This window comes from Hugenholtzia roseola DSM 9546, from assembly GCF_000422585.1.
In the GTDB taxonomy this organism is placed as follows: Bacteria; Bacteroidota; Bacteroidia; order Cytophagales; family Bernardetiaceae; genus Hugenholtzia; species Hugenholtzia roseola.
This window is the reverse complement of the sequence record NZ_KE383878.1, coordinates 66,013-88,524: the sequence shown is the minus strand read 5'-3', so window position 1 is coordinate 88,524 and position 22,512 is coordinate 66,013. Positions and strand designations below refer to the sequence as shown.

The window sequence follows — 22,512 nt, the reverse complement described above, 5'->3', positions numbered from 1 at the left end:
CAAAAATGAATAGATTCGCCTTTGCCTATCGTCAGATTCGTTATCGCAAGTTGCAAGTCTTGCTTAGTTTGTTGCTCTTTGCCCTTTCTGCGAGCCTTATTGCGATAGTTTTATTGCTACAAAAGCAAGCCGACGAACAACTCACCCTACAAGCCAAAGGCATCAATTTGGTAGTGGGGGCAAAGGGGTCGCCCCTGCAAATTGTGCTATCGACGCTCTACCACCTCGATAATCCGACAGGAAATATTAAAAAATCAGAACTTGCTTTTATAGAAAAACACCCTTTGGTAGCCAAAACGATTCCTTTACTTTTGGGCGATAACTATAAAGGTTTCAGAATTGTAGGGACAAATCAGGCATATTACGACCACTATCAACTTGAAATAAAAGAAGGCGCGTATCCAAAAAATGAAATGGAAGCTATTGTAGGTGCAAAGGTAGCTTCAAAACTAAACTTAAAAATAGGCGATACTTTCGCCAGCACGCATGGGATTCAAGCCGAAATAGAAGAAGGGCATCTGCATGAAGATAGTTTTAAAGTGGTAGGAATTTTAAAGGAAAGCACCTACACCTTAGACCACCTCATTTTTACGAAAATAGAAAGTTATTGGCATTTGCATCAATCTCATCACAACCTCCTACACGACCACCCAGAAGACGACAAAAAAATAGAACAAGTCACTGATAACAAAGAAGATAGCACTACAAATTCTATTGCCTCCCTCAAACAACCAGAGGGCGAATACACTGCCCTTTTGGTGCAATACAAAGGGGCGGCGGGCTTTATGTTGCCACGCCAAATTCAAGAAAATTCTGCCCTACAAGCTGCCGTACCTGCCCAAGAGTTGCAGCGGCTTTTGCTGCTTACGGGAGGCGCAAGTCGGGGTTTGCAGGCTTTGGCTGCCCTGATTTTGGTAGTTTCGGCTTTGAGTTTGCTGATTGCCCTGCTTTCGGCTTTGCGCCTTCGCACCTACGAAATGGCAATTTTGCGCTCTTGGGGTGCAAATAAATTCTATCTTTTCTCGCTTATTTGCATAGAAAGTTTGTTTATTGCTTTATTCGGAACGGCTATTGGCTTGCTTTCCGCACATGGCTTGCTCTTTTTAGCCCCTTTTTTATACCCTGAAAACAAAAGTTTTGCTTTGGCTGCCGATATGTTTTTGGTAGAAGAACTTTATCTTTTTGGCTTGGCGGCGGCGATTGCACTTTTGGCGGCGGCTTACCCTGCTTGGAAGGCAGCTCAAACTGATTTACATACTACTTTGAAAAAATTGCCCTAAAACCGTATCAATTCTTATGTTTATTCGCCCTAAAATTACCATTGTTACGGTCTGTTACAATGCGGCTCCACTTTTGGAAAAAACGATAGAAAGCGTCCTTTCACAGCGTTACCCTCATATAGAATATTTGATTATTGATGGAAATTCTACTGATAACACAAAAAAAATTGTAGAAAAATACCAAAAAAAAATTGACCTTTTTATTAGCGAACCTGATAAAGGTATTTATGATGCCATGAACAAGGGGATACGATTGGCAAAAGGTGAGTATATAAATTTTATGAACGCAGGTGATTTTTTTTACGATAAAGATACACTTTTAAATGCAATTAAGAAAGCTCCCCCACAGGCAGCGATGATAGTGGGCGACGTGCAGGTCTTGAATGGTACTTATAGCGAAATTCACCAAGTAGAGGATTTGAATACCGATTGGCGAGGACTTAAATTTTGCCATCAAAGTTTGCTTTTAAAAACAGAATTAGCTAAAAAGCAGCTTTTTTCAGGAAAATATGTAACTTCTGATTTCGAGCAAGTGTATGAAATTATACAAAAACACAAAAAAATAAACCCTACTACGCCTTTCCCCATTTTTTATACCCAAGAGGTGATGGCAGTTTTCCGAAACGACGGCTTCAATACCAAACATAAAATTCGGGTGCGTTGGGAAAGTTTCCGCATTGTAAGTCGCCACGACAAGCGGCTACAAACAAAATTTGCCTTTGCCAAGTTGATTATCTGGACATATTGTGTAGAAGGGCTACGCAAAATCTTACCCTCGACGGCTTTCGAAAAACTTTTCCGCCTCAAACAAGGCTTTCTTCCCGACAAGCGAAAAAAAATCATTTGAGCCTTGATTGAAAAGTAGCTAATTTTTTTATCCGCTTGCTTTAAGGCTTCGAAAATACAAAAAACAAATTGGCTATCAGGCTGCTTTTTGTGAAACTTTTAACTGTAAAACTTTAATTCTATCTCCCTTTGAGAAAGTTTTTTCAAACAAAATGCTCCACTTTTTTGTTTTTTGTTTATAGTTTGTTCAACAATCTCTACACAAAAAGGGGCTAAAAGGATAAGGTGCAAAACTTTTGTGGGGGCTTTCCTATAAAAACCCAAAACAAAAGACTAACTTTGGGCGTTCTTATGAAAAAAACTACAAAAGTTAAGCCCCAAACTCGACCCAAATCCTGCTAAAAAGCTAAATACTTGACATTCAACAAATTACAATTTGTTGTCGCTCTTCATAATACCCCATTCTCTTAGGACTATAACCTTTCCAAAGCCTTGAAAATCAATACCTACTCCATACGCGATTTAGAAAACTTGACGGGAATCAAAGCGCACACGCTTCGCATGTGGGAACAGCGTTATGGTATTGTCAAGCCCAAACGCACCGATACCAACATACGGTTTTATGATGCGGAAGATTTGAAGATGATGCTCAATGTGGCTCTGCTTAATAATCATGGCGTAAAAATTTCGAAGATTGCTAAGATGAGCGAAGAAGAGCTATGCCGAAAAGTAAATGAAACCTTAGCCAAAACTTCTGATTATCAGGCACAAATGGCTGCCCTCACTGTGGCGATGATAGATTTGAACGAAGAGCAGTTCGAAAAAATTATGGCTACAAATATCCTACAATTTGGCTTCGAAAAGACGATGGTGCAGATTATTTTTCCTTTCCTAATGCGCATAGGCGTTTTGTGGATGACTAATACCATCAATCCTGCACAGGAGCATTTCATTACCAATCTTATCCGCCAGAAACTCATTGTCGCGATTGACGGACAATATCGCACTTCCCTACCCAACGCCCAAAAATTTATCCTTTACCTTCCCAGCGGCGAGCTACACGAACTTTCTCTGCTTTTTGCCTACTATGTCATCAAAGCACGCGGACACAAGGTCATTTATTTGGGACAAAACCTGCCCCTACGCGACTTGCAAGAAACACAAGCCGTCCATCAGGCGCAGTTTATCATGACCGTCATTACCTCCTCCCCTTCTTCTGATGACGTGGAAGATTATATCGGCGAGCTACAAGCACGTTTCCCCAAGACGCGCCTCTTGCTCACTGGTTTTCAGGTAGTTGGACACGATTTGCGCGATAGACACAACATTATGGTTTTGCATAAAGTACAGGATTTAATAGAATTTTTAGACTATAAATTATCCGAAGAAATCAAAGAAAGTAGAAGATAAAAACTTAGCGAGCCTTTGAAATAAGGCTTGCTAAGTTTTTTTTGTATAAAAAAGACATTTTCTAAATGATTCTGATAAAAAAGTGGAAAATACTAAGCAAGAGATTTTACAAAATTTTTGTACATGGAAGATAACAAAGTGCGAAATGTAGCTTTCTATAAAAGCTATTTTTTTGACTTTTTTGCCCAACAGAGAGTTAAAGTTCAGGAAAAAATACTTTGGACGCTCAAACTGCTTGAAACCATAGAGCAAATACCGACTACTTATCTCAAACACATAGAAGATACGGAAGGGCTGTATGAAGTTCGAGTAAAACAAGGCAGCGATATTTTCCGTATATTTTGCTTCTTTGATAAGGGAAATTTGATTGTATTGGCAAATGGTTTTCACAAGAAAACCCAGAAAACACCAAAAGCGGAGATTCAACAAGCCTTAAAAATAAAACAAGAATATGAATCAGAACAAAAATCTCACAACTCTTGATACGTTTCTAAACGAACAATATGGCGAAATGGGTACGCCTGCACGTGAAGCCTTCGAAAAAGGGTATCAATCTTTTAGGCTTGGCTTCCTTTTGCGTCAAGCACGCCTTAAACAAGGAATTTCAACGGAAGAATTGGCTAATAAATGTGGCATTAGTTCTAATCAAATTCAAAAAATAGAAGATGATACGAATGAACTTACGCTCGATACACTTCAAAAAATTGTAGAGATAGGTTTAGGAGGTAAGATTCGGCTATCCATAGATTTGCCCTAAGCGAAATTTGCCCTAAATGGGATAAATTTTCTACAAAGAATCTTTGTTGTGCAAGTATCCGCATCAAGACGGTTATGATGCGGATTATCATATAAAAACTATTTTACAAAAAATAAACTGAATCTTAAATAGCTTCTACAACTTTTATCCGTTTAAAACTATTTTGTTGCCCGTATCATTTCACGCTTGTAGGGCGGTCCCGCTAAGTTTTCGAGTGTAAAACCTACACTTTTCAAATTGCGCTTAAATTGCCCTTGTGAGCAGTAAGTAACCAAAACGCCCCCTTTTTGCAGACTTTGGTAGCATTTTTCCAGATTTTCTACCGACCAAACTTCGCTTTGTTTGTTGGGTGCAAAGGCATCAAAATAAAGCAGGTGAAAAAAATTGAAGGGTGCTTCCCAATTTTCTAAGGTTGTTTGGCTTTTTTTGAGTTCGAAAAAAGAATCTAATTGTATATTTTCCTCCCAGTTGGCGGCATGAATTGCCTCAAAGTAGTGGTTTTCTACGCCTAAATTTTGTGCATAGTTCAATTTAGGTATCAATTCGGCTTCGAGTGGATAAGGTTCTAAACTTTGATAAAAAGTGCTAACTTCCTGATTTTGAGCGACTAAGCGCGTAAGTAAGGCATTGAGTCCTGTTCCTAAGCCAATTTCTAAAATGCGCAAAGGATTTTGTGGGGTAAAATCTTGCCGTTGGGTTTGAAAATCCCAACCCATCTTGATAAACACGTGTTGCGATTCAGCAATCGCGCCATGTCGTGAGTGGTAGGTTTCGTCTAATTCGCGCCAATAGAGGGTCTGCGAACCGTCAGGACAGGTCTGTACTTCGAGGGTACGTTTTTGCATAAAACTTTGTTTTTTACTTAAAAATATTTACTAAGCGGTAATAATCTTGCATCACAATTCGGAAATTTTCGCGCTCGCGGCTCTGTTTCAGAAAAGGGATTGGTTCTGATTGTGTCTTGCTTTTTAGATGAAAAACACAGTCTTCTATCAAAGCATTGTAGAGTTGGGAGGCAAAAATGAAATGGGTATCTACGTGTCCCCACACAAATTGTAGGCTTCCTTGTGCCTTTGTATGCGGATTTTGCCAATAGACTTTGAGAGTATCTGTTTTTTCTTGTGCTAAAAAATCGTTTAATTTTTCATTTGGTTCAAGAAGGACATAGGCTTGGTCGGTGTCCCATTTTTCCACAAGGGCTAATCCTATTTGTATTTGAGTGCTGTCTTGGGGGCTTTCTTTGTATCGGTATAAATTGCGTTTGGTCTGCGGCATTTCGATAACTTGATAGTCGAGCGAGCGCATATTTTTAAAAAACAAAACCGAATTTTGTGTCGTTCTGTTTCTTACCTCTTGTGGTTTTACCTGTTTTTTGTAGTCGGGATTGCAGGCAAAAACAAAGACCAAAAGCAGCAAAAGGCGTAGCATTCGAAGGAAAAATAGCGTCAGGGGCATACACAATGGGGGCAAAGATAAGAAAAAGAGGCGCAAGGGAAAGCAAAAACAAAACTTAGAAGTAGGGAAAAGTGTTTGCCCGATTTTTTGAAGCGATAGGAATTGACGAATTTCGAGAGCCTTTTGGCTTAAAAATTGCGCGACGGTGTAAAAGCTCCTCAATTTTATATCATACGAAAATAGTTTGGTTTATGCTATTTTTTAAAATATTTATCTTACCCTAATTTTTGTTTCTGCATGAACTACAAAAAACTCAACCGTTCTCTCTTTTCACGTGCCTACTTTCTATTGGCTGCCCTTCCTTTTCTCTTTTTAGCCACTGCCTGCCCCTATTCTTCGAGCGTGCCGCTTGCGCCTGCCAAGGATAAAATTGCACCTAATTTATTAGGCAAATGGGTAGAAAAATCTTCCTTTGACAATCCTAAATTTTATGTCATTACGGAAAATAATCCTACGACTTATCAATTTGAGGAAAACACTTATAGCAGCTCTTCGAAAACCTATGAGAAGAAAATTTATTTGGCGCACCTAACGCCTATTGGCAAGGTTACTTTTCTAAACTTGCGTGGCGATGATGGAAAATACTTTTTCTTCAAACTCGAAAAGGCGGAAAACGGACAAAGTTTTATACTGTATGAAGTTACTGATAACATCGACGAAACTTTCAACAGTTCAGAAGAACTTTTTGGTTTCTTTGATAAGCACAAAGAGTTGAGCTTTTTCTACAATAAAGATGAAGCAACTTTTAATAAAGAATAACAAAATTTAGAAAAGAGCCATACAATCTTTTTCTTTTCATTGCCCAGAGAGGCTACAAAACGCCAAATGCTTTCGAGCAGATGGCGTTTTTTTCTTATCTTTGTGGCAGAATTTGCTTGCTATTTGTTTATCTTCTTACTTATTTTCTTTATCTTCTTAGTCCCTTCCTTAGTTTTTATACCTTGAAGACACAACGTACCCTTTGGGAACTGCTCACGCGCGGCTACCTTTTTATTGTGCGCGACGAGGAGAACTTCGAAATTCGTCGTTCTTTCCGTTTTAATTATGCCAAAATTGCCGTCTTGGGCATGGTGCTAAGTTTGTTCTTGCTTATCCCTGCGTTTTTTGTGGGTAGAAGTTTGGGTACAAATGCCATCACTATCGGTAGCGATAAAGCCGAACTACTCAAATTGTTGCAAAAAACGGACTCTTTGGAAACTACTTTGACACAACAAGAAGAATATCATAAACGTTTGCGAAGTATCATCAGCGGCAAGCCCATTGAAGAATTGATAGAGCAGGAGCAAGCGCAAGAAAATAGCGGCAGCATTTCGCCCGAAGAATTGGGCAAAATTTCAAAGCAGGATTCGCTTTTCCGCAAAGAATTTGAAGAAGATGAATCAGAATCGAAAAATAATTTGAAAAATAAACAAGAACAAGTAGAAATTCGAAATATCGTCTTTTTTCCCCCTGTTACGGGCATTATCACAAATCGCTACCAAAGCCAAACTGAGCATTACGGCGTAGATATTGTAGCTCCGAAGAACGAGCCTATCAAAGCCACTGCCGCAGGAACGGTGATTTTGGCTTCTTGGACACAAGACGCAGGTTATGTAATTGGGGTGCAGCACGCCAACGAATTGATTTCATTTTACAAGCATAATTCTGTATTGCTTAAAAGTGTAGGCGAAACGGTGAAAGCAGGCGAGCCGCTTGCCATTATAGGCAATACAGGTGAGCTTACTGATGGTCCTCACCTGCATTTCGAACTTTGGTATGCAGGAAACCCTGTCAATCCCGAAGATTTTGTTTCTTTCTAAAAATTAAATAAGTGTTTATTAGACGCGCTGAAAACCCGTTTCCACAGGTTTTTCATGGTCTAAAATTTCGCGCTCCCCTCGGCTAACACTTAGCACAATGCCAAGCGAAATGCCCGTAAAGAGCAGCGAAGTACCGCCCATGCTGATAAGGGGCAAGGGTAAGCCCGTTACAGGGGCAAGCCCTACCACAACTGCCATGTGCGTGAGTGCTTGCAAGACCAGACTAAAACTTAGCCCTGCCGAAAGCAAGCCCCCAAAGGCGCGTTCTGATTTCGCCATCGTAACCATGCCCCGATAGAGCAGAGTAAGAAATAAAATTAAGACAATAATTCCTCCGAAAAGTCCATATTCTTCTACAATAATCGCATAGATAAAGTCAGAATAAGGGTGCGGAAGCAGGTTGCGCTGATGGCTATTGCCGATTCCTTTCCCCACAATACCGCCCGTGGCGACGGCAATATAGGATTGTTCTTCCTGAAAAGAAACTTTATTATTCGCCCTTACAAACGTACTGACGCGCTCGATGGCTGTTCCCAGACGCTGCCCCAAGGCTAAGGCGATTCCGCAGGCAAGTCCGCCAATGACGACCATCGTCGCTAAATAGCGCAGCGGCACACGCCCAATAAACATCAGCAATAGGCAAGTAACGAAGAGCAAGACGGCACTCGAAAAATTACTAAGGGCTATCAAACCGCATATCAGACCACACCAAAAAATGATGGGCAAAATGGCGCGTTGTAGTTCGCGGATGCTCTGTTGTCGCTTTGAAAGCATGCTGGCAGTATTGGCAATGAGGGCTAATTTTGCCAAATCAGACACCTGAAAACTTTGGTTAATAAAAGGAATCATGAGCCAACGCGTTGCCTCATTGACCGTAGAGCCAAAAAGCCAAGTAAGCAAGAGCAGCGGGGCAGAAATGAGCAGGGCAAAGCGCGAAAGGCGCGAATAATATTTGTAGTCTATCCGATGACAGACCCACATCGCGACTAAGCTAAGTGCCAACAAAATGGCGTGTTTGAGCAAATAATATTCTGTATCACCATCTAAACGCTTGAAAGCCAGCGTGCCTGTGGCACTATAAACCGCCAAGACGCTAAAAATGGAGAGCAAAATGACGATAGCCCAAATGGTACGGTCGCCTTCAAAGAATTGCTTTTGGGTTTTGGTATAAAGGGTTTCCATCATACAGAGAAGACAAAAGAAAAAAGGAGAAAGATAACAAGGCAGAAAGATAATCATTTTTTCCACTTTTTCCATAGAAAGCCCCGAAAAATAGTAAAAAAATCGCCGACAGGCAGAGCCTACATAAATTGGCATCTGGAAGGCGCAAGACAATAAAAGACATTTTAGAGAGGCTAAAACCAAATAAAATAGTACATAAGTCTGATTCAGTGGCAATAAACGCTTGTTTTTTGAACACTTGAAAAAATGTTGTTATCTTTATAGAACTTTTGGCGCGTAGCTTCTTTTAGAAAGGCAACATTTTCAGCCAAAAACAAAAATTTTGATACCACAAACAACTCAAAAACAATCTAACAATAATATTGAAACTTTATGAATCAGACCCATTTTCAAATCCTTATCGCAGGGGGAGGCAATGCTGGAATAGGCACTGCCGCCCAACTTTTGCGCCAAAATTCGCAACTCAAAATAGGCATCATCGAGCCTTCGGATAAGCACTATTATCAACCTGCTTGGACGCTTGTCGGTGGTGGCGACTACGACATCAATGCCACTGTACGCCCTCAAAGTGAGTGCCTGCCCAAAAAAGCGACGCACATCAAGGCACGCGTTACGGCTTTCAAGCCCGAAGAAAATACCGTCGAAACCGATAACGGCATCTTTACTTACGACTACCTTATTGTGGCTTTGGGTATTCAATTAGATTGGGATAAAGTAAAAGGATTAAAAGAAAATTTAGGTAAAAATAATATCAGTAGCAACTATACCTTTCAAACCGCACCTTACACTTTCGAAGCCCTCAAAACTTTGAAAAAGGGACAAACGGCACTCTTTACAAACCCAAACACGCCTATCAAATGTGGGGGCGCACCCCAAAAAATTATGTATTTGGCGGCAGATTACCTCCGAAAACAAGGTATTTTGAAAGATGTGGGTGTACATTTTTATTCCGCAGGTGGTGTTATTTTTGGTGTAAAAAAATACGCCGATACGCTCAATAAAATCATTGCGCGTTATGGCATACAAACCCATTTTAAGCACAATTTAATAGAAATTAAAGGCGACGAAAAAAAGGCAATTTTTGTAAATGAAAATCAAGAAAAAGTAGAAGTAGATTTTGATATGATTCACGTAACGCCGCCTCAATCTGCCCCCGATGTTATTAAAAAAAGTGCTTTGGCAATGCCCGACAACCCTTTGGGGTGGGTAGAAGTAGATGCTGCTACGCTCCAACATAGGCGTTTTGCCAATGTTTTTAGTTTGGGCGACGCAGCTTCCACGCCTAACGCCAAAACTGGGGCAGCCATTCGCAAGCAAGCACCCGTATTGGTGCAAAACTTACTTGCTTTGATGCAAAATCAGCCACTCCTTGCTGCCTACAATGGCTACGGCTCTTGTCCGCTCATTACAGGTTATGGCAAATTGGTCTTAGCCGAATTCGATTACAAAAATGAACCTACGGAAACTTTCTTTTTCAACCAAGCCGAAGAAAGATTGAGCATGTATTGGCTCAAAAAGTACGCCCTGCCCTATTTATATTGGAATAAAATCTTGAAGGGGACAGCTTAGAAGGGCAAGCACGCGCTTCTTTTTTGTTTTTTAACTTTTTTTAACGAAAATAAAATGCTTGATTTTCAGTTTCTTAGCTTTTCGTTCATCTAAAAAGGCGAAATTTCGAATTTTTGTGGCGAAAAAATTTGGAAGTGTGCGCAAAAGATGCGTACCTTTGCACCGTAGTCAGTACGACAGCTCCCGCGAACCTCCCCAGAGTCGGAAGGCAGCAAGGATAAACGGTGAAGCGTCGGTGCTGGCTATTTTTTTATATTCAGATAGGATAGTTTTGTTTTCAAACTTTTTTAAAGGACACCTACAAGAATATGCGCCCCTTCCCTGCTTCTCTTGAAAAGGCTTTACAGCAACGTGCGTTGGCGGGCAATTTGCGTAGCTTGCAGCTTGCTATGCGAAAGGGCATCGATTTTTACTCGAATGATTATTTAGGCTTGGCGCAAAATGAAATTCTAAATCAAAAAATTAGAAGTGAGTACGAAAAATTAGTACAAAAAAAAGACTTTTTTCAGTATCAAGGGGCGACAGGCTCACGCCTACTTTCGGGCAACTACCCCTATTTAGAAGAAGCGGAAGCCTTTTGCGCTGATTTTTTCAAATCGGAAACGGCTCTTTTTTTTGCTTCGGGCTACCACGCCAATAGTGCCTTGCTTTCTGCTTTGCCTACGCGCCACGACCTCATTTTATACGATTCCCTCGTTCATGCTTCTTTAAAAGAGGGCTACCGTTTGAGTTTTGCGGAAAAAAAAGCCTTTGCGCATAATGATTTTGACGATTTAGAAAAAAAACTACAACAATTTAGAAAGCAAAAAAGCGAATGTTATATCATTTTGGAAAGTCTTTATTCTATGGACGGCGATAAGGCTGATATAAAAACTGCCGTTGCGTTAGCAAATCATTATCAAGCCTATCTAATTTTGGACGAAGCGCATACTACGGGCATTTGGGGCGAAACAGGGCAAGGCTGTGCAGTGGCTTTGGGCTTGGAAGGCGAAATTTTGGCGCGTGTGCATACCTTCGGGAAGGCGATTGGAGCGCAAGGGGCAGTAGTCTGTGGCAGTCAAGCCCTTAAATCCTATCTGGTCAATTTCGCCTTGCCTTTTATTTATTCTACTGCGCCGCCCTTGTTTCAGGTGCTTAGTGTGGTAGAATCGCTTACTTTTATCCAAAAAAATACCTATTTAATAAAAAAATTACAAGAAAATATTGATTTTTTTGGTCAGAAGATACAAAAAAAAGGTGCAAATATGCCATTTATGCCCGAAAGTCCCATTCAAACAGTGCCACAAAAAGGTAATTTGGCTTGTAAAACAAAAGCGAAAAAACTGCAAGAAAAGGGCTTCGAATTGCGCCCCATTCTTTCGCCCACCGTTAGAGAGGGGCAGGAAAGGCTTAGAGTTTGCCTGCATGCCTTCAATACGCACCAAGAAATTGAGCAGTTGGTAGAGGCGATTTGTGAAAATAATTGATTTTAGGCTATGCTTATTTTTTTATTAAAAATCCTACTAATAACTCTTTGGCTAAGGTCTTTAAAAAAGTTTGGGCTACTTTTCGCGCCTCTTTTTTGAAAAAATTTAGGGTAGGATTGCTGTTTTTAGTAGCAACAGTGGCATTGTCTAAATTATCTTTTTTTAGGTAGGTAGGATTTTCTTCTTTCTTTTTTGTAGATTTTTTTAGAATAAAACCAACTACTTTAAAACCAATAACCAATGTAGTGCCAAAAATGGCTGCACTTTTCAAAGTCTGGCTGCCTTCTTTTTGTAAGGTTAGGAGAGAAATTCGGATTTCCTGCTCATGAATCTGACGCTGCAATTCCAAAATTTTGCGATGTTCGGCGTAGGGTAAGTTTTTCAAATCAGACATAAAACAAATAATTTGAGGAGCGAATATAAATTTTAGAAAATAAACTTATAGAAAAGTCTAACTTGGATTTTCTTCGGAATTAGTGGGGTATGAAATAGAATTTTTTTCGGTTTCTTTTTCCAATCCTAATACTTTTTCCAAATCTTGGGGGGCTAAAAAAGTTTGGGCAAAGTGTGCCTTCAAACCTGCCGCTACGCCTTTGCGAATGGCATGGCGGGCGAGCCAAATAAGAAGCATAAGGAGCAGGTAGAAAAAGCCCATCAGGGCAAAACCCAATGCCATATTGTCTAACCACTGTCCGATAAGCAGCGCAAGAGAAAGGGTCAGAAAAAAGGCTGCCAACAAAAATAAAAGACTGAAAATGAGCGACTTAACAAATACATAGCCGAGATGACTTAGGTAGGCTTGTAGGTCTAATTTGACAATCTCAAAGCTGGTGCGTAGGTAGCCTTTGATGTCCTCTTTGAGGCGGTCTAAGCGAAAATGAGTCAGCAGCAAGTCGAAAAGAGTAGGTTTTTTCACAATCAGGGGGAGGTTTTTTATCAAAGTCCGCAATTTGCGCCAAAATTATGCGTAATTTGCCACATATTTACGAAAAAAACAAACGCAGGACTTCACTAAAAGTGTCAGCAGGTAGTTCTACTTTGCACCCAAAGCAGTTGCTTGTCATCTTTTTATGAGGCTAACGCCTTGATAGATAGCTTCTTAGCTTGCTTTTTCTTGCTTTTTTTTGAAGTCCCTTTCTCTCTTTTCTTATTCCCTTCAAAAATGACCATGCCTGCCTCGAATTTTCAAAAGCCTACGCCCAAAGATTTTATCTTCGGGATTCACCCCGTTTTAGAGGCTCTCTATGCCGAAACGGACATGGAGAAAATTTTTATCCAAAAAGACCTAAACAGTCCGCACATCGAGGAAATCCTCAAACTTGCCAAAGGCAGGCGCGTTATGGTGCAGCGCACGCCAAAAGAACGATTAGACCGCATTACGCGCAAGGTGCATCAGGGCGTTATTGCCTTTCTTTCGCTTGTCCCTTATGCAGATGTAGAAAACATTGTAGCCGAAACTTATTTGAAAGGCAAAGTGCCTTTTGTGCTGGCTTTGGATAGAATTACAGACGTGCGCAATTTTGGGGCAATGGTTCGAAGTGCCGAGTGTGCAGGGGTAGATGCGATTTTGATACCCGAAAAAGGGGCGGCGCGTATTGGCAGTGATGCGGTCAAGACTTCGGCAGGTGCGATTCACCACATTCCGATATGCAAGAGTCATAATTTTTGGCTTACGCTACGCAATTTGAAAGATGCAGGGTTGCAACTTGTGGCAGCCACAGAAAAGGGCAGCGATTCGCCCTACCAAACAGACTTCAATTTGCCTACGGTAGTGGTCATGGGGTCGGAAGAAGACGGCATCACAGAGGCGGTTCTTTCTCTGGCAGATAGAAAAGTTGCGATTCCGCTTCGAGGCAAAATCGGCTCTTTGAATGTATCGGTGGCAGCAGGTGTCTTGCTTTTTGAGGCATTGCGACAAAAAACAGAAAAGTAGAAAGTCGCTTAGATATGCAAGATTTATTAGCTTTTAAAACTAATAGTTTTCAAAAAACTATTAGTTTTTGGTTTTATACTATTTAGGACATTGATGTTAAATTCTAAAAATCAGGTGCAAACGTAGGGACAAGGCATTGCCTTTTTCGCATTGAGATTGAAATGAAAAAGGATTTTCAGACGTAAAAATAGGGTTCAGCCCAAATTTTATTTCGCTTCAAATTTGACCAAACAAGATTTTTTGCAGAACTTAACACTGCTACCCTTCGGTGTTCGCAATATTTGGCTTAAACCCTAAGTATCTTCAAAACACTTAGGGTTTGTTTTTTGCTTTTTCTCTCAATCCGACTTTGGATAAGGCAGTTCCTTTTTCGTAGTTAGACCAGCATGCGGACAGGATTTTCTAAAAGCGTTTGCAGCGTTTGTAGGAAAGACGCGCCTATTGCGCCATCTACTACGCGGTGGTCGCAAGAAAGGGTCATTTTCATCAAATTGCCTACCACAATTTGCCCGTTCCTGACAATCGGTTGCTCGATAATTGCCCCTACTGCCAAGATACAAGCATCAGGCGGATTGATGATACCCGTAAATTCCTCGATGCCAAACATGCCCAAATTAGAGATGGTGAAAGTATTGCCTTCCCAATCCGAAGGTTGGAGTTTTTTGTCTTTCGCTTTCTGTGCATAGCCTTTTACCTCACCTGCAATTTGTGAGAGCGATTTGGTGTCGGCAAAGCGCACAACAGGCACTAAAAGCCCTTCCTCTACCGCTACGGCTACGCCAATATGCACGTGCTGATTGTAACGAATGACATCTCCGCGCCAAGAAGAATTGACTTTGGGGTGCTTGCGAAGTGCCATCGCAACGGCTTTGATGACCATGTCATTGAAAGAAATCTTGACTTCGGAAACCTCATTGATGCTCTTGCGAGCGGCAATGGCGTTGTCCATATTGATAGAAATAGTCAGGTAGAAATGCGGTGCTGTGTATTTGCTATCTGCCAAACGCTTGGCGATAGTTTTGCGCATTTGGGAAACTTTTTCCTCTGTAAATTGCTCGCTTGCCGCCGAAATAGGGACTGCAAGCGGATTGCTGACAAGGGGTTGTGCCGCCGAAGGGCGGAAGGCTTCTACGTCTTTTTTTACAATTCTGCCCCCTTCGCCCGAACCTACAATTTGCGCCAAATCATACCCTTTTTCTTCTGCCAAACGCTTGGCAAGTGGCGAAATAAAGATGCGTCCGCCTGTTGTAGCAACGGCAGGCGTTGTCGCTTGTGCAGGGGCAGGCGTATGGACGGGGGTATTTTTTTCGCTATGGGCTGGCTCTTTTTTGCTCTCTTCCAAAACAGGCGTTTCCATTTCTAAGACCACGCCTTTTGCCTCTGCTTCCAAGATTTTGCTAAAATCTGCGCCTGCTTTGCCGACGATGGCTAAAATTGTCCCGACAGGAACGCTCGTTCCCGCTTCTACGGCAAGGTGCAGGATAGTGCCTTCGTCATAGGTTTCGAAGTCCATGGTGGCTTTGTCGGTTTCTACTTCGGCAACAGCGTCCCCAACTTTGACCTTATCGCCAACTTTGACCAACCAATTTGCCAAAACACCTTCTTCCATCGTGTCGGTCATTTTGCGCATGCGAATGGCAGTGGCTTCAATCGTGCTAAGGTCAATTTGGCTCGGCTTGGGCGCGGAGGTAGCCACAGGCGAGGGAGCAGCAACCGAAGGGAGAGCAGGAGCGGATTTTTCCGCGCCCCCTGCCCCAAATTCTTTGAGCAGTGCGTCAATGGCTTCGCCTTTCTTTCCGATAACAAAAACTGGAGCATTGACGGCAACGGTATCGCCTGCCTCGATGCCAACGTGCAAAATCACGCCCTCTACAAAAGATTCCCAAGGCATGGTAGCCTTATCCGTTTCTACCTCTGCCAATGTATCGCCCGATTTGACGCTATCGCCTACTTTTACCAATACCGAAGACACTACGCCTTCTTCCATCGTATCGGTCATGCGCGGCAAATTGATGATTTCTGCCATAATCTTGTTTGGGTTGTGGTGTATGTGTTGTATGTTTTCTCTGGTTACAAAAATAGGTTTTTTTTTGGGTTTTCGCCTGCTTTTGCCTAAAAATTACGAATTTGTTGAAATAGCATAGGGAGGATACCAAAACAAATTGCCTACGCTTTGCATTGAAAGAGCGTAAGTGGTCTTTCTTTTGTGCCTACGCCTCCTATTTTGCTCAAACTTGCCCAAAATATAAAAAATATGCACGACATTAGCCCTTTTTATCGCTGGGAAAAATTTTACCGCCCTTATCAAGACCCTCAATCACCTTTTTATGGCAAAAAATTCTCGAATCAGTACGAAAACGAAATTTATGGCTACTACATTCACCCCGATTGGGATTATATCGGCTCGGAAACGCTTTATATCAAAGTTTTATTTGTAGATTATCAGAAAAAAATCCTTATCATAGAACTGTTAGGCGAATGGAATGATGCCCTTCACAACGACATCATGCACCTGAAACGCAACATCATAGACGAATTTTTAAAACAAGACATACAGTATTTTATTCTGATAGGCGAAAATATTTTGAATTTTCATGGCTCTGACGATTGTTATTATGAAGAGTGGTTCGAGGAGTTGGAACAAGGCTGGATAGCCCTGCTCAATTTTCGCGACTTTGTCTTGAAGGAAATGACGCACTACAATTTAGACTCTTACCTCATCTGGGGCGGCTTGCTCGACCAATTAGACGAGTGGCGCACACAGCACCCCCTCAAACTTTTCCAACAAGTAGCACAGGAAGTGCGGCGCAGGATTGGGTGAGTTTTAGCGTAAATATGTTTTTAAATGTACTGCATTGAGAATTTCTGTTTTGAGTTCCTCAATGCTATTGAGTAGGGTCAAGCGCATTTGCTCATAATCTTCCCAACCATTCTTGTAATCTATAAATAATCGTTCGCCATGTACAATTTTATTTCTATTTTCTAATAATTTATCAAACGATTTTCTTTTTAGTTCAAAATTGTCGGGAATATTCAAGCCAATTGCATTCCAAATGTCTAATAAAACCTCATGGGTTAGGTTTGAAGTTGTATCAACGCCACTATTTGCCGCCAATTTTTTATCAAATTTACCGCCCTCAATCTGCCTAAGCGCGTTTAAAAAAGGCGCAATTCGTTTGGTATTTTCTATATCTTTTAGTGCCAAACGATTCAAAATTGCAGCGAAGTTGGGTTTGAGTTGCCTAAATTCTATCTCCTGAAATGCAACATACGCTAAGTAGGCGCGTGCGGCTTGCTTGACAAAGCCCTCCCAATGCGCGTAAAGATTTGCCCAAGCTGCTCGTAATAGCGTTTTTTGTCCCTCTTCCACCTGCCCTTTTTTATCTTTTCGTCTTTGGTTTAAAAGCTGAAAGAAAAACGCAATTTCTTTTTTGCGCCAACTACTTTCTTGTTCTAAAAAGGTTTGCAATTCTTCAAGGCTTTTTATGTCCATGAAAATAAATGTAAAAATTAAATTAAATTAGAGAAATATTTTCTTCCAAATTCTATTGTGTTACTGATACGTTGTACGAAATTTTTGCCTGCTCTAAGTTGATACATGTTTTCTTCTTGCTCACGCCATAAGTTCAAAACAAACTCTTTTACCACTTCAGGCGAAAGGGTTTCTAATTTAGAAGCCTGTTGTAAAAGTCCAAAACAAATAATTTCATACGCATAAACTGCAAATCGCCCTTCAAACCTATTTTTAGTAGGGTTGAAACGGCGAAAGGCATCTTCACCTAAACTGTTATCAAGTAGCAAGAAAAGAGATAAAATGTCGCTTTCTTCCTTTTCATAAGAAAAATCTGCTTTTTGTGCCAAAATAAGTGCTTCTTCTGTAAGAAAACTTTTAAAAGAACGAACTTTTTTTAAGTCCTCGACAGTTTTATTTTTAAAAACTAATAATCTTATCAGTAATTCTTTATCATATTGCTGCTCTTTTTCAGATTCGGAGATAATATTGCTAACTAAATTTGAGAAATTTGATGTTTTCGATAAATCTGTAAACCATTGATGAAAAATAGGGTTTTCCATCAAAAGTATTGCATTTCTTATCTCTGATTCTGAAAGTGGTGAGCCGCTAGTATTTAGTCTTTGGAAAATTTCATATTGGGCATTTTTATCACTTTGTTTTAGTATGACATTTACATCAATCCTTGCTCTTTTAATAAACATACGTTGTGCAGAGGTAAGACTATCTTCTGCGTCCTCCCCCTTTTCACCCCACTTTTTACCTTCCAAAGAGGGCAAGTATTTTGTTCCAACTAAATGAAGCTGTTTTTCCTTATGTTTTAAAATTCCCATGAACTCAAATAGAGTAGAAAGTCGTTGCAAGCCGTCTATCACACTCCAAACGCCGTTTTCGTCTGCCTGCACAAAAATAGGAGGCAGGGGGATACCCAATAAAATACTCTCAATTAAATTTGACTTTTGCTCAATATCCCAACGATACAAACGTTGAAAAGCGGGCTGAATTTCAAGTTCTTCATGTTCGTAAAGGTGCGCCAATTCTCCAATCGACATACTCATTGCATTTGTTTTGATGTCCGCAATTTTCCTGTCTATCTCTTCTTGTAGTGAATTTTTTATTTGTATAGACATAAGTTTTAAATGATTTTTGTAATAAGTTGTTATGTAAAAGTTATGCTTTTGTGTTTAAGATTCACAAAAACACAGAAGCAAATGTACAAAAAAATCCTCAATCCTCAAACACCTCCGCTACTTCAAACTGTAAATCGGGGAAAATGTGGGCAGTGATTTTGTCTTCGGCTAAATATATTTTTTTTAGGAAATACATATTTTTTTCGGGATTTTCAAAGTCTTTTTGTAGGATAAATTGAAAAATATGCTCTCTTTCGGGGTCAATTATCCAATATTCGCGCACGCCTACTTCACAATACAATTCATATTTGATTTGCATTTCTTTTTTAGAATTACCCTTTGAAAGAATTTCTATCACTAAATCGGGCGCACCCAAGCAGCCATTTTCGTCTATTTTTTCTATGTCGCAAATGACACAAAGGTCGGGCTGCACCACTGTTGTAATTTCTTTTGGGTCTTTGGCACGCGAAAGGCGCACATCGAAGGGAGCTTCATACAAACGGCAGGTTTTTCTTTTGAAATGGATACCCAAAAGAATGGTCAGATTGCGCGAAATAGCCTGATGCTTTGATTTGGGCGCAGGCGACATTCGAAAGACTTTGCCACGTATCAATTCGACAATTTCTGAAAATTGCCACGTGAGATAATCGGCATAACTATAAGATTTTTCTAAATCTAAGTGTGCAATGTTGCTAATTTTAGTCTGATTTTCCATGTTTTATGTCAAATTTGGTTTTAAATACAATCAAAAAAGCCTACTTATTGCGTGCCGCTTCCCAAAGGCTGCCACACCACATTGCCAAGCCGCTTCCTAATAAACCCCATATCAGCGGTGGCACTGCCGCTTCTGCAAAGGCAAATTCAGCAATTCCCCAAGCTATCATACCCAAACACATAGAGAGAAACGCACCCACAGGACTTGCTTTTTTCCAATACAAGCCTGCCGTAAGGGGTACGAAAAGCGATACTAACGAAAAAATAGAGGATTGGGCTACCAATTCGTGAATATTAGGCTTCCAAATTGCCATTGCTAATGAAAAAAGCATGACAAAAATAATAGAAATTCGAATGGTAAGTAAAAGATGTTTATCGGAAATGTCTTTTTTAAAATGGCGGATAATATTCTCTCCCAAAACAGAAGCTGGAGCTAATATCGCGCCGCTGGTCGTACTCATCACAGCCGAGAGCAATGCCCCAAAAAAGAGTACCTGAATAGCGATATGGCTATGATTTAATACCAAAGTTGGCAACAAATTTTCCCCTTTTTGCGCCAAATCTGGATAAACCTGAATCCCCGCCCATACCATCAGGACAGGCACAAGCCCCAAGCTAAGGTACATCAAGCCGCCTACATGCGAAGCCTGCACAGCCGTTTTAGGGCTTTTTGCCGCCATAACGCGCTGAAAAACATCTTGTTGTGGTATCGAACCCAACCCTATCGTTATCCAAGCTGCAAGATAGGTCATGCTGCTTGGCAGGTCTAATTCTTTGGGAGTCAGATTCCAAAAATCGGGTTTATGGGCAGGGGCTTGTAGTAAGATAGATAAATCTTCTATTTCTATTAAAATTCCAACTAAAACAGCAAGCAAGCCGCCAATGATAACAAAGGTCTGCAAAAAATCGGTGAGTGAAACTGCCCACATGCCACCGATATAGGTATAAAAAGTTACCAAAGCTGCACCAATCAATAAACCTGTATATTCGTCTATTCCCAAAACTGTTCCCATAATAATTTTGAGTGCCACAAGTTGCGCCCCTATCCAACCAAAATAAGAGGGAATGATAAGAAGGGCTGAAAGAAGTTCTGTTTTTTTACCAAAACGGATTTTAAAATAGTCGCAAAAGGTGAGCAAATTCAAACTGTATAGCTTTCGCGCATAAAAAAATCCTACCAAAAAAAGGCACAAAGCTGCCCCAAAAGGGTCTTGGATAAGTCCTAAAACGCCTTTTTCCACAAATTCGGCAGGCGAGGCTACGATAGTTTCAGAGCCAAACCAAGTGGCAAACATTACCGTCGCCGCCATAAAAAGGGGCAAACTGCGCCCTGCCACAACGAAATCTGCCGTATTTTTTACTTTCAAAGAAGCCAAATAACCTAAAATTAGCGTCAGAAGAAGGTATAAGGTGATGCAAAGGGCGAGCATAGCAGTATAAAAATAATTTGGTAAAAAATTTTGATAGAAAAAGCTATAAAAAATAAAATTTAAGATATTAAAGTCCTATTTTTTTCCAATCAAAAAGGCTACCTGGGTCGCTTCGGCGCGTAGGAGCGTACTCGTCATGCCCAACGATATGTTTTCGGTCATAGGAAATTGTGCTATGTCGTTTGCGAATATCTGCTAATAAAAGGTTCAAACTTTTATATTGTGCCTCTGTAAAACCAATACAGTCTTTCGGAATTTGCTCATATTGCGCTTCCGACATAAACATTTTCATCTCTTTTTTTGTGCCAATCGCCATCATTTCTATTCCGATAGAACGCCCGTTGAGGTCATTTTGGCGGTGCGCTTCGTGTGGCAAATGCCCTTTTCCAGCGTGATACGCAACCCGATTTTCCTCTACCAACTGATAAATCTGCCCTTCTCTATCGATAAGGTAGTGCGCCGAAACGCCATAGGTTTCAAAAGTCTTGAAAATATCCTCAAAACGGTAAGGATTTGTAGGATTTTCTATCGCATAACTGCAAAAATGCAGCATCACGTGCGTAATTGGGCTTGTTGAGCGCGGTTTCGAGCATTTGAGGCTTAATAATTTTTTGGTAGTTTGAAGGGGCGGTTCGGTTTGTGGATTGATGGTCTTATGACTTTGTAAAAAAACCAATAAAAGTAATAATCCTATAATTGCCAACAGAATAAAAATGCGATTTTGAGGACGTAAAATGAGATTTTTCATGGGTAAAAAGCAAGATAAAATAAGATAAAAGGAAAAGATAACAAACTTAAAAACAGAAGACTGCCCTAAGCCTCTCACAATTTAGAAACTGGGTGCAGGCTGCAAAGTAGCCTTGAAAGCCACGCTGGGCGGTATTCTTTTCAAAAACGCAAAGCTACCCCCTTCTCGACAACTCTAAAATACGGCTTTTTCTGTATTTTTGCAAACCCAACTCTTACAAAACTTTTTTACCTTCAAATTCTGCCCACACACATGCTTTTAGACCAATATCAAATCATCGAAGTAAGAACCGCTGCGGACGAGGATTGCGACACCAATATTTTGGTTATCTACACCGGTGGCACTATCGGTATGGACTATGCCGCTGATGGCAAGCACCTCATTCCCTTTGATTTTCAGGCACTTCTGGAAAAAGTACCCGAACTGATGCGTTTCCAATTTCGCCTGACATTGCTTGTTCCCTTCGAGCCGTTGGATTCTTCTAATATGGGCATTGACCATTGGTTGAGCTTGGGCTGGCTTATCGAGGAGGTCTATCATCAATACGACGGTTTTGTGGTCTTGCATGGCACAGATACGATGGCGTATAGTGCCTCTGCACTTAGTTTTTTGTTACAAAATTTGGATAAACCCATTATCTTTACAGGGGCGCAAATCCCTATTAGTGCCAATAGAACCGACGCACGCGAAAATTTGATTTCGGCTCTTGAAATTGCTTCGCACAAAACGGGCAATAGTGCTACTGTTTCGGAGGTCTGCATTTTTTTCGACAACCTGCTTCTGCGCGGCAATCGTGCAAGGAAGGTGCAAAGTTTAGATTTTACCGCCTTCGAATCGGAAAATTATCCACATTTGGCAGAGGCGGGTATTTTTATCAATTTCAATAAAAATGTATTTTTAGAAAGAACGACAAAACCATTTGTTTTTCATAGCGCAATGGAAAATAGCGTCTTGAATTGGAAAATTTTTCCAAGTATGAAGCCTCATTTTTTCGAAAAAATGCTCGACTGTGAAGGCATTAAAGGGGTTGTGTTGGAGTCTTTTGGGTCGGGCAATATTCCCACAGAAAGTTGGCTTTTAAAACTTTTACAAAAACTGGTAGATAGAAAAATCCTGATTTTCAACGTTTCTCAATGTGCAGGAGGCAAAGTCTTGCAAGGGCATTACGAAACGAGTCAGCCCTTAGACGATTTGGGGGTTGTGAGCGGACGCGACATCACACCCGAAGCCGCCATTACGAAAATGATGCACCTTTTGGCGATGGAGAAAGATTACAGCCTTTTGCAGGCGCGTTTGGCTACGCCTATTGCAGGTGAGATGAGCGAAAATTAGTCTTGTTTTT

23 protein-coding genes and 1 other RNA gene are annotated in these 22,512 nt (G+C 40.7%); 13 read left to right on the top strand and 11 right to left on the bottom strand.

Features of this window, described 5'->3' with window-relative positions; all coding sequences use genetic code 11:
• Nucleotides 1-5: 5 nt before the first annotated feature.
• From G500_RS0108750 to G500_RS0108725, 5 genes are all read left to right on the top strand, one after another.
• On the top strand, nucleotides 6-1,280 hold the full coding sequence (locus tag G500_RS0108750) for an ABC transporter permease (RefSeq protein ID WP_027002274.1): 1,275 nt from the start codon (nucleotides 6-8) through the stop codon (nucleotides 1,278-1,280).
• A 16-nt stretch (nucleotides 1,281-1,296) separates the two neighbouring features.
• Complete coding sequence (locus G500_RS24970) at nucleotides 1,297-2,127, top strand: glycosyltransferase family 2 protein (protein ID WP_051203395.1); 831 nt, start codon at nucleotides 1,297-1,299, stop codon at nucleotides 2,125-2,127.
• A gap of 437 nt (nucleotides 2,128-2,564) precedes the next feature.
• Nucleotides 2,565-3,476: a MerR family transcriptional regulator gene (locus tag G500_RS0108735; protein ID WP_027002273.1), complete on the top strand. Its 912-nt coding sequence runs from the start codon at nucleotides 2,565-2,567 to the stop codon at nucleotides 3,474-3,476.
• 123 nt (nucleotides 3,477-3,599) lie between these two features.
• A complete protein-coding gene (locus G500_RS0108730) occupies nucleotides 3,600-3,959 on the top strand; it encodes a type II toxin-antitoxin system RelE/ParE family toxin (protein WP_027002272.1) in 360 nt (119 codons plus the stop codon).
• Nucleotides 3,928-4,233: a helix-turn-helix domain-containing protein gene (locus G500_RS0108725; protein ID WP_027002271.1), complete on the top strand. Its 306-nt coding sequence runs from the start codon at nucleotides 3,928-3,930 to the stop codon at nucleotides 4,231-4,233. The genes G500_RS0108730 and G500_RS0108725 overlap by 32 nt, the downstream gene beginning before the upstream one ends.
• Before the next feature lie 158 nt (nucleotides 4,234-4,391).
• Here G500_RS0108725 and mnmC2 read toward each other — a convergent pair whose 3' ends face one another.
• Together mnmC2 and G500_RS0108715 are read right to left on the bottom strand one after the other, a co-directional pair.
• On the bottom strand, nucleotides 4,392-5,078 hold the full coding sequence (gene mnmC2, locus G500_RS0108720; protein ID WP_027002270.1) for a tRNA (5-methylaminomethyl-2-thiouridine)(34)-methyltransferase MnmC2: 687 nt from the start codon (nucleotides 5,076-5,078) through the stop codon (nucleotides 4,392-4,394).
• A gap of 13 nt (nucleotides 5,079-5,091) precedes the next feature.
• Nucleotides 5,092-5,661, bottom strand: a complete 570-nt coding sequence (locus G500_RS0108715; RefSeq protein WP_154657089.1) for a hypothetical protein — start codon at nucleotides 5,659-5,661, stop codon at nucleotides 5,092-5,094.
• 264 nt (nucleotides 5,662-5,925) lie between these two features.
• Between G500_RS0108715 and G500_RS0108710 the strand changes: the two genes are divergently transcribed.
• A complete protein-coding gene (locus tag G500_RS0108710; RefSeq protein WP_027002268.1) occupies nucleotides 5,926-6,447 on the top strand; it encodes a hypothetical protein in 522 nt (173 codons plus the stop codon).
• A 182-nt stretch (nucleotides 6,448-6,629) separates the two neighbouring features.
• On the top strand, nucleotides 6,630-7,487 hold the full coding sequence (locus G500_RS0108705) for a M23 family metallopeptidase (RefSeq protein WP_027002267.1): 858 nt from the start codon (nucleotides 6,630-6,632) through the stop codon (nucleotides 7,485-7,487).
• 18 nt (nucleotides 7,488-7,505) lie between these two features.
• Here the strand turns inward: G500_RS0108705 and G500_RS0108700 are convergent, their stop codons facing one another.
• Nucleotides 7,506-8,669, bottom strand: coding sequence for an FtsW/RodA/SpoVE family cell cycle protein (locus G500_RS0108700; RefSeq protein WP_027002266.1), 1,164 nt, complete (start codon nucleotides 8,667-8,669; stop codon nucleotides 7,506-7,508).
• 372 nt (nucleotides 8,670-9,041) lie between these two features.
• Here G500_RS0108700 and G500_RS0108690 point away from each other — a divergent pair, with 372 nt between their 5' ends.
• The 3 genes from G500_RS0108690 to G500_RS0108680 all read left to right on the top strand — a co-directional run bounded on the left by G500_RS0108690 (nucleotide 9,042) and on the right by G500_RS0108680 (nucleotide 11,704).
• Nucleotides 9,042-10,238 (top strand): NAD(P)/FAD-dependent oxidoreductase, encoded by a 1,197-nt coding sequence (locus G500_RS0108690; protein WP_027002265.1) that lies wholly within the window; start codon nucleotides 9,042-9,044, stop codon nucleotides 10,236-10,238.
• 163 nt (nucleotides 10,239-10,401) lie between these two features.
• An RNA gene (gene ffs, locus G500_RS25495) (signal recognition particle sRNA small type) lies at nucleotides 10,402-10,488 on the top strand.
• A 58-nt stretch (nucleotides 10,489-10,546) separates the two neighbouring features.
• Nucleotides 10,547-11,704 carry an aminotransferase class I/II-fold pyridoxal phosphate-dependent enzyme gene (locus tag G500_RS0108680; RefSeq protein WP_027002264.1) on the top strand — a complete coding sequence of 386 codons (1,158 nt, stop codon included), beginning with the start codon at nucleotides 10,547-10,549 and terminating at the stop codon, nucleotides 11,702-11,704.
• 13 nt (nucleotides 11,705-11,717) lie between these two features.
• Here G500_RS0108680 and G500_RS0108675 read toward each other — a convergent pair whose 3' ends face one another.
• Both G500_RS0108675 and G500_RS22960 read right to left on the bottom strand, forming a co-directional pair.
• Nucleotides 11,718-12,098 carry a hypothetical protein gene (locus tag G500_RS0108675; protein WP_027002263.1) on the bottom strand — a complete coding sequence of 127 codons (381 nt, stop codon included), beginning with the start codon at nucleotides 12,096-12,098 and terminating at the stop codon, nucleotides 11,718-11,720.
• Between the two features lie 57 nt (nucleotides 12,099-12,155).
• A complete protein-coding gene (locus G500_RS22960; protein WP_161626108.1) occupies nucleotides 12,156-12,620 on the bottom strand; it encodes a hypothetical protein in 465 nt (154 codons plus the stop codon).
• A gap of 246 nt (nucleotides 12,621-12,866) precedes the next feature.
• Here G500_RS22960 and rlmB point away from each other — a divergent pair, with 246 nt between their 5' ends.
• Nucleotides 12,867-13,637: a 23S rRNA (guanosine(2251)-2'-O)-methyltransferase RlmB gene (rlmB, locus tag G500_RS0108655; protein ID WP_051203393.1), complete on the top strand. Its 771-nt coding sequence runs from the start codon at nucleotides 12,867-12,869 to the stop codon at nucleotides 13,635-13,637.
• A gap of 376 nt (nucleotides 13,638-14,013) precedes the next feature.
• Here rlmB and G500_RS0108650 read toward each other — a convergent pair whose 3' ends face one another.
• Nucleotides 14,014-15,663: a pyruvate dehydrogenase complex dihydrolipoamide acetyltransferase gene (locus G500_RS0108650; protein WP_027002261.1), complete on the bottom strand. Its 1,650-nt coding sequence runs from the start codon at nucleotides 15,661-15,663 to the stop codon at nucleotides 14,014-14,016.
• A gap of 228 nt (nucleotides 15,664-15,891) precedes the next feature.
• Between G500_RS0108650 and G500_RS0108640 the strand changes: the two genes are divergently transcribed.
• The gene (locus G500_RS0108640; RefSeq protein WP_027002260.1) at nucleotides 15,892-16,458 is read left to right on the top strand and encodes a hypothetical protein; all 567 of its coding nucleotides are present in this window, start codon (nucleotides 15,892-15,894) and stop codon (nucleotides 16,456-16,458) included.
• A gap of 3 nt (nucleotides 16,459-16,461) precedes the next feature.
• Here the strand turns inward: G500_RS0108640 and G500_RS0108635 are convergent, their stop codons facing one another.
• The 5 genes from G500_RS0108635 to G500_RS0108615 form a co-directional block, all read right to left on the bottom strand.
• Nucleotides 16,462-17,130 carry an MAE_28990/MAE_18760 family HEPN-like nuclease gene (locus tag G500_RS0108635; RefSeq protein ID WP_027002259.1) on the bottom strand — a complete coding sequence of 223 codons (669 nt, stop codon included), beginning with the start codon at nucleotides 17,128-17,130 and terminating at the stop codon, nucleotides 16,462-16,464.
• A 17-nt stretch (nucleotides 17,131-17,147) separates the two neighbouring features.
• Complete coding sequence (locus G500_RS22955) at nucleotides 17,148-18,278, bottom strand: DUF262 domain-containing protein (RefSeq protein WP_035756850.1); 1,131 nt, start codon at nucleotides 18,276-18,278, stop codon at nucleotides 17,148-17,150.
• 97 nt (nucleotides 18,279-18,375) lie between these two features.
• Nucleotides 18,376-18,993 (bottom strand): Uma2 family endonuclease, encoded by a 618-nt coding sequence (locus tag G500_RS0108625; RefSeq protein WP_027002258.1) that lies wholly within the window; start codon nucleotides 18,991-18,993, stop codon nucleotides 18,376-18,378.
• A gap of 40 nt (nucleotides 18,994-19,033) precedes the next feature.
• Entirely contained in the window at nucleotides 19,034-20,422 is a 1,389-nt protein-coding gene (locus G500_RS0108620; protein WP_027002257.1) for a high affinity choline transporter 1, read from the bottom strand.
• A gap of 67 nt (nucleotides 20,423-20,489) precedes the next feature.
• Nucleotides 20,490-21,170 (bottom strand): N-acetylmuramoyl-L-alanine amidase, encoded by a 681-nt coding sequence (locus G500_RS0108615; protein ID WP_154657088.1) that lies wholly within the window; start codon nucleotides 21,168-21,170, stop codon nucleotides 20,490-20,492.
• Nucleotides 21,171-21,422: 252 nt separating this feature from the next.
• Between G500_RS0108615 and G500_RS0108610 the strand changes: the two genes are divergently transcribed.
• Nucleotides 21,423-22,502, top strand: coding sequence for an asparaginase (locus tag G500_RS0108610; protein ID WP_027002255.1), 1,080 nt, complete (start codon nucleotides 21,423-21,425; stop codon nucleotides 22,500-22,502).
• Nucleotides 22,503-22,512 lie beyond the last annotated feature (10 nt).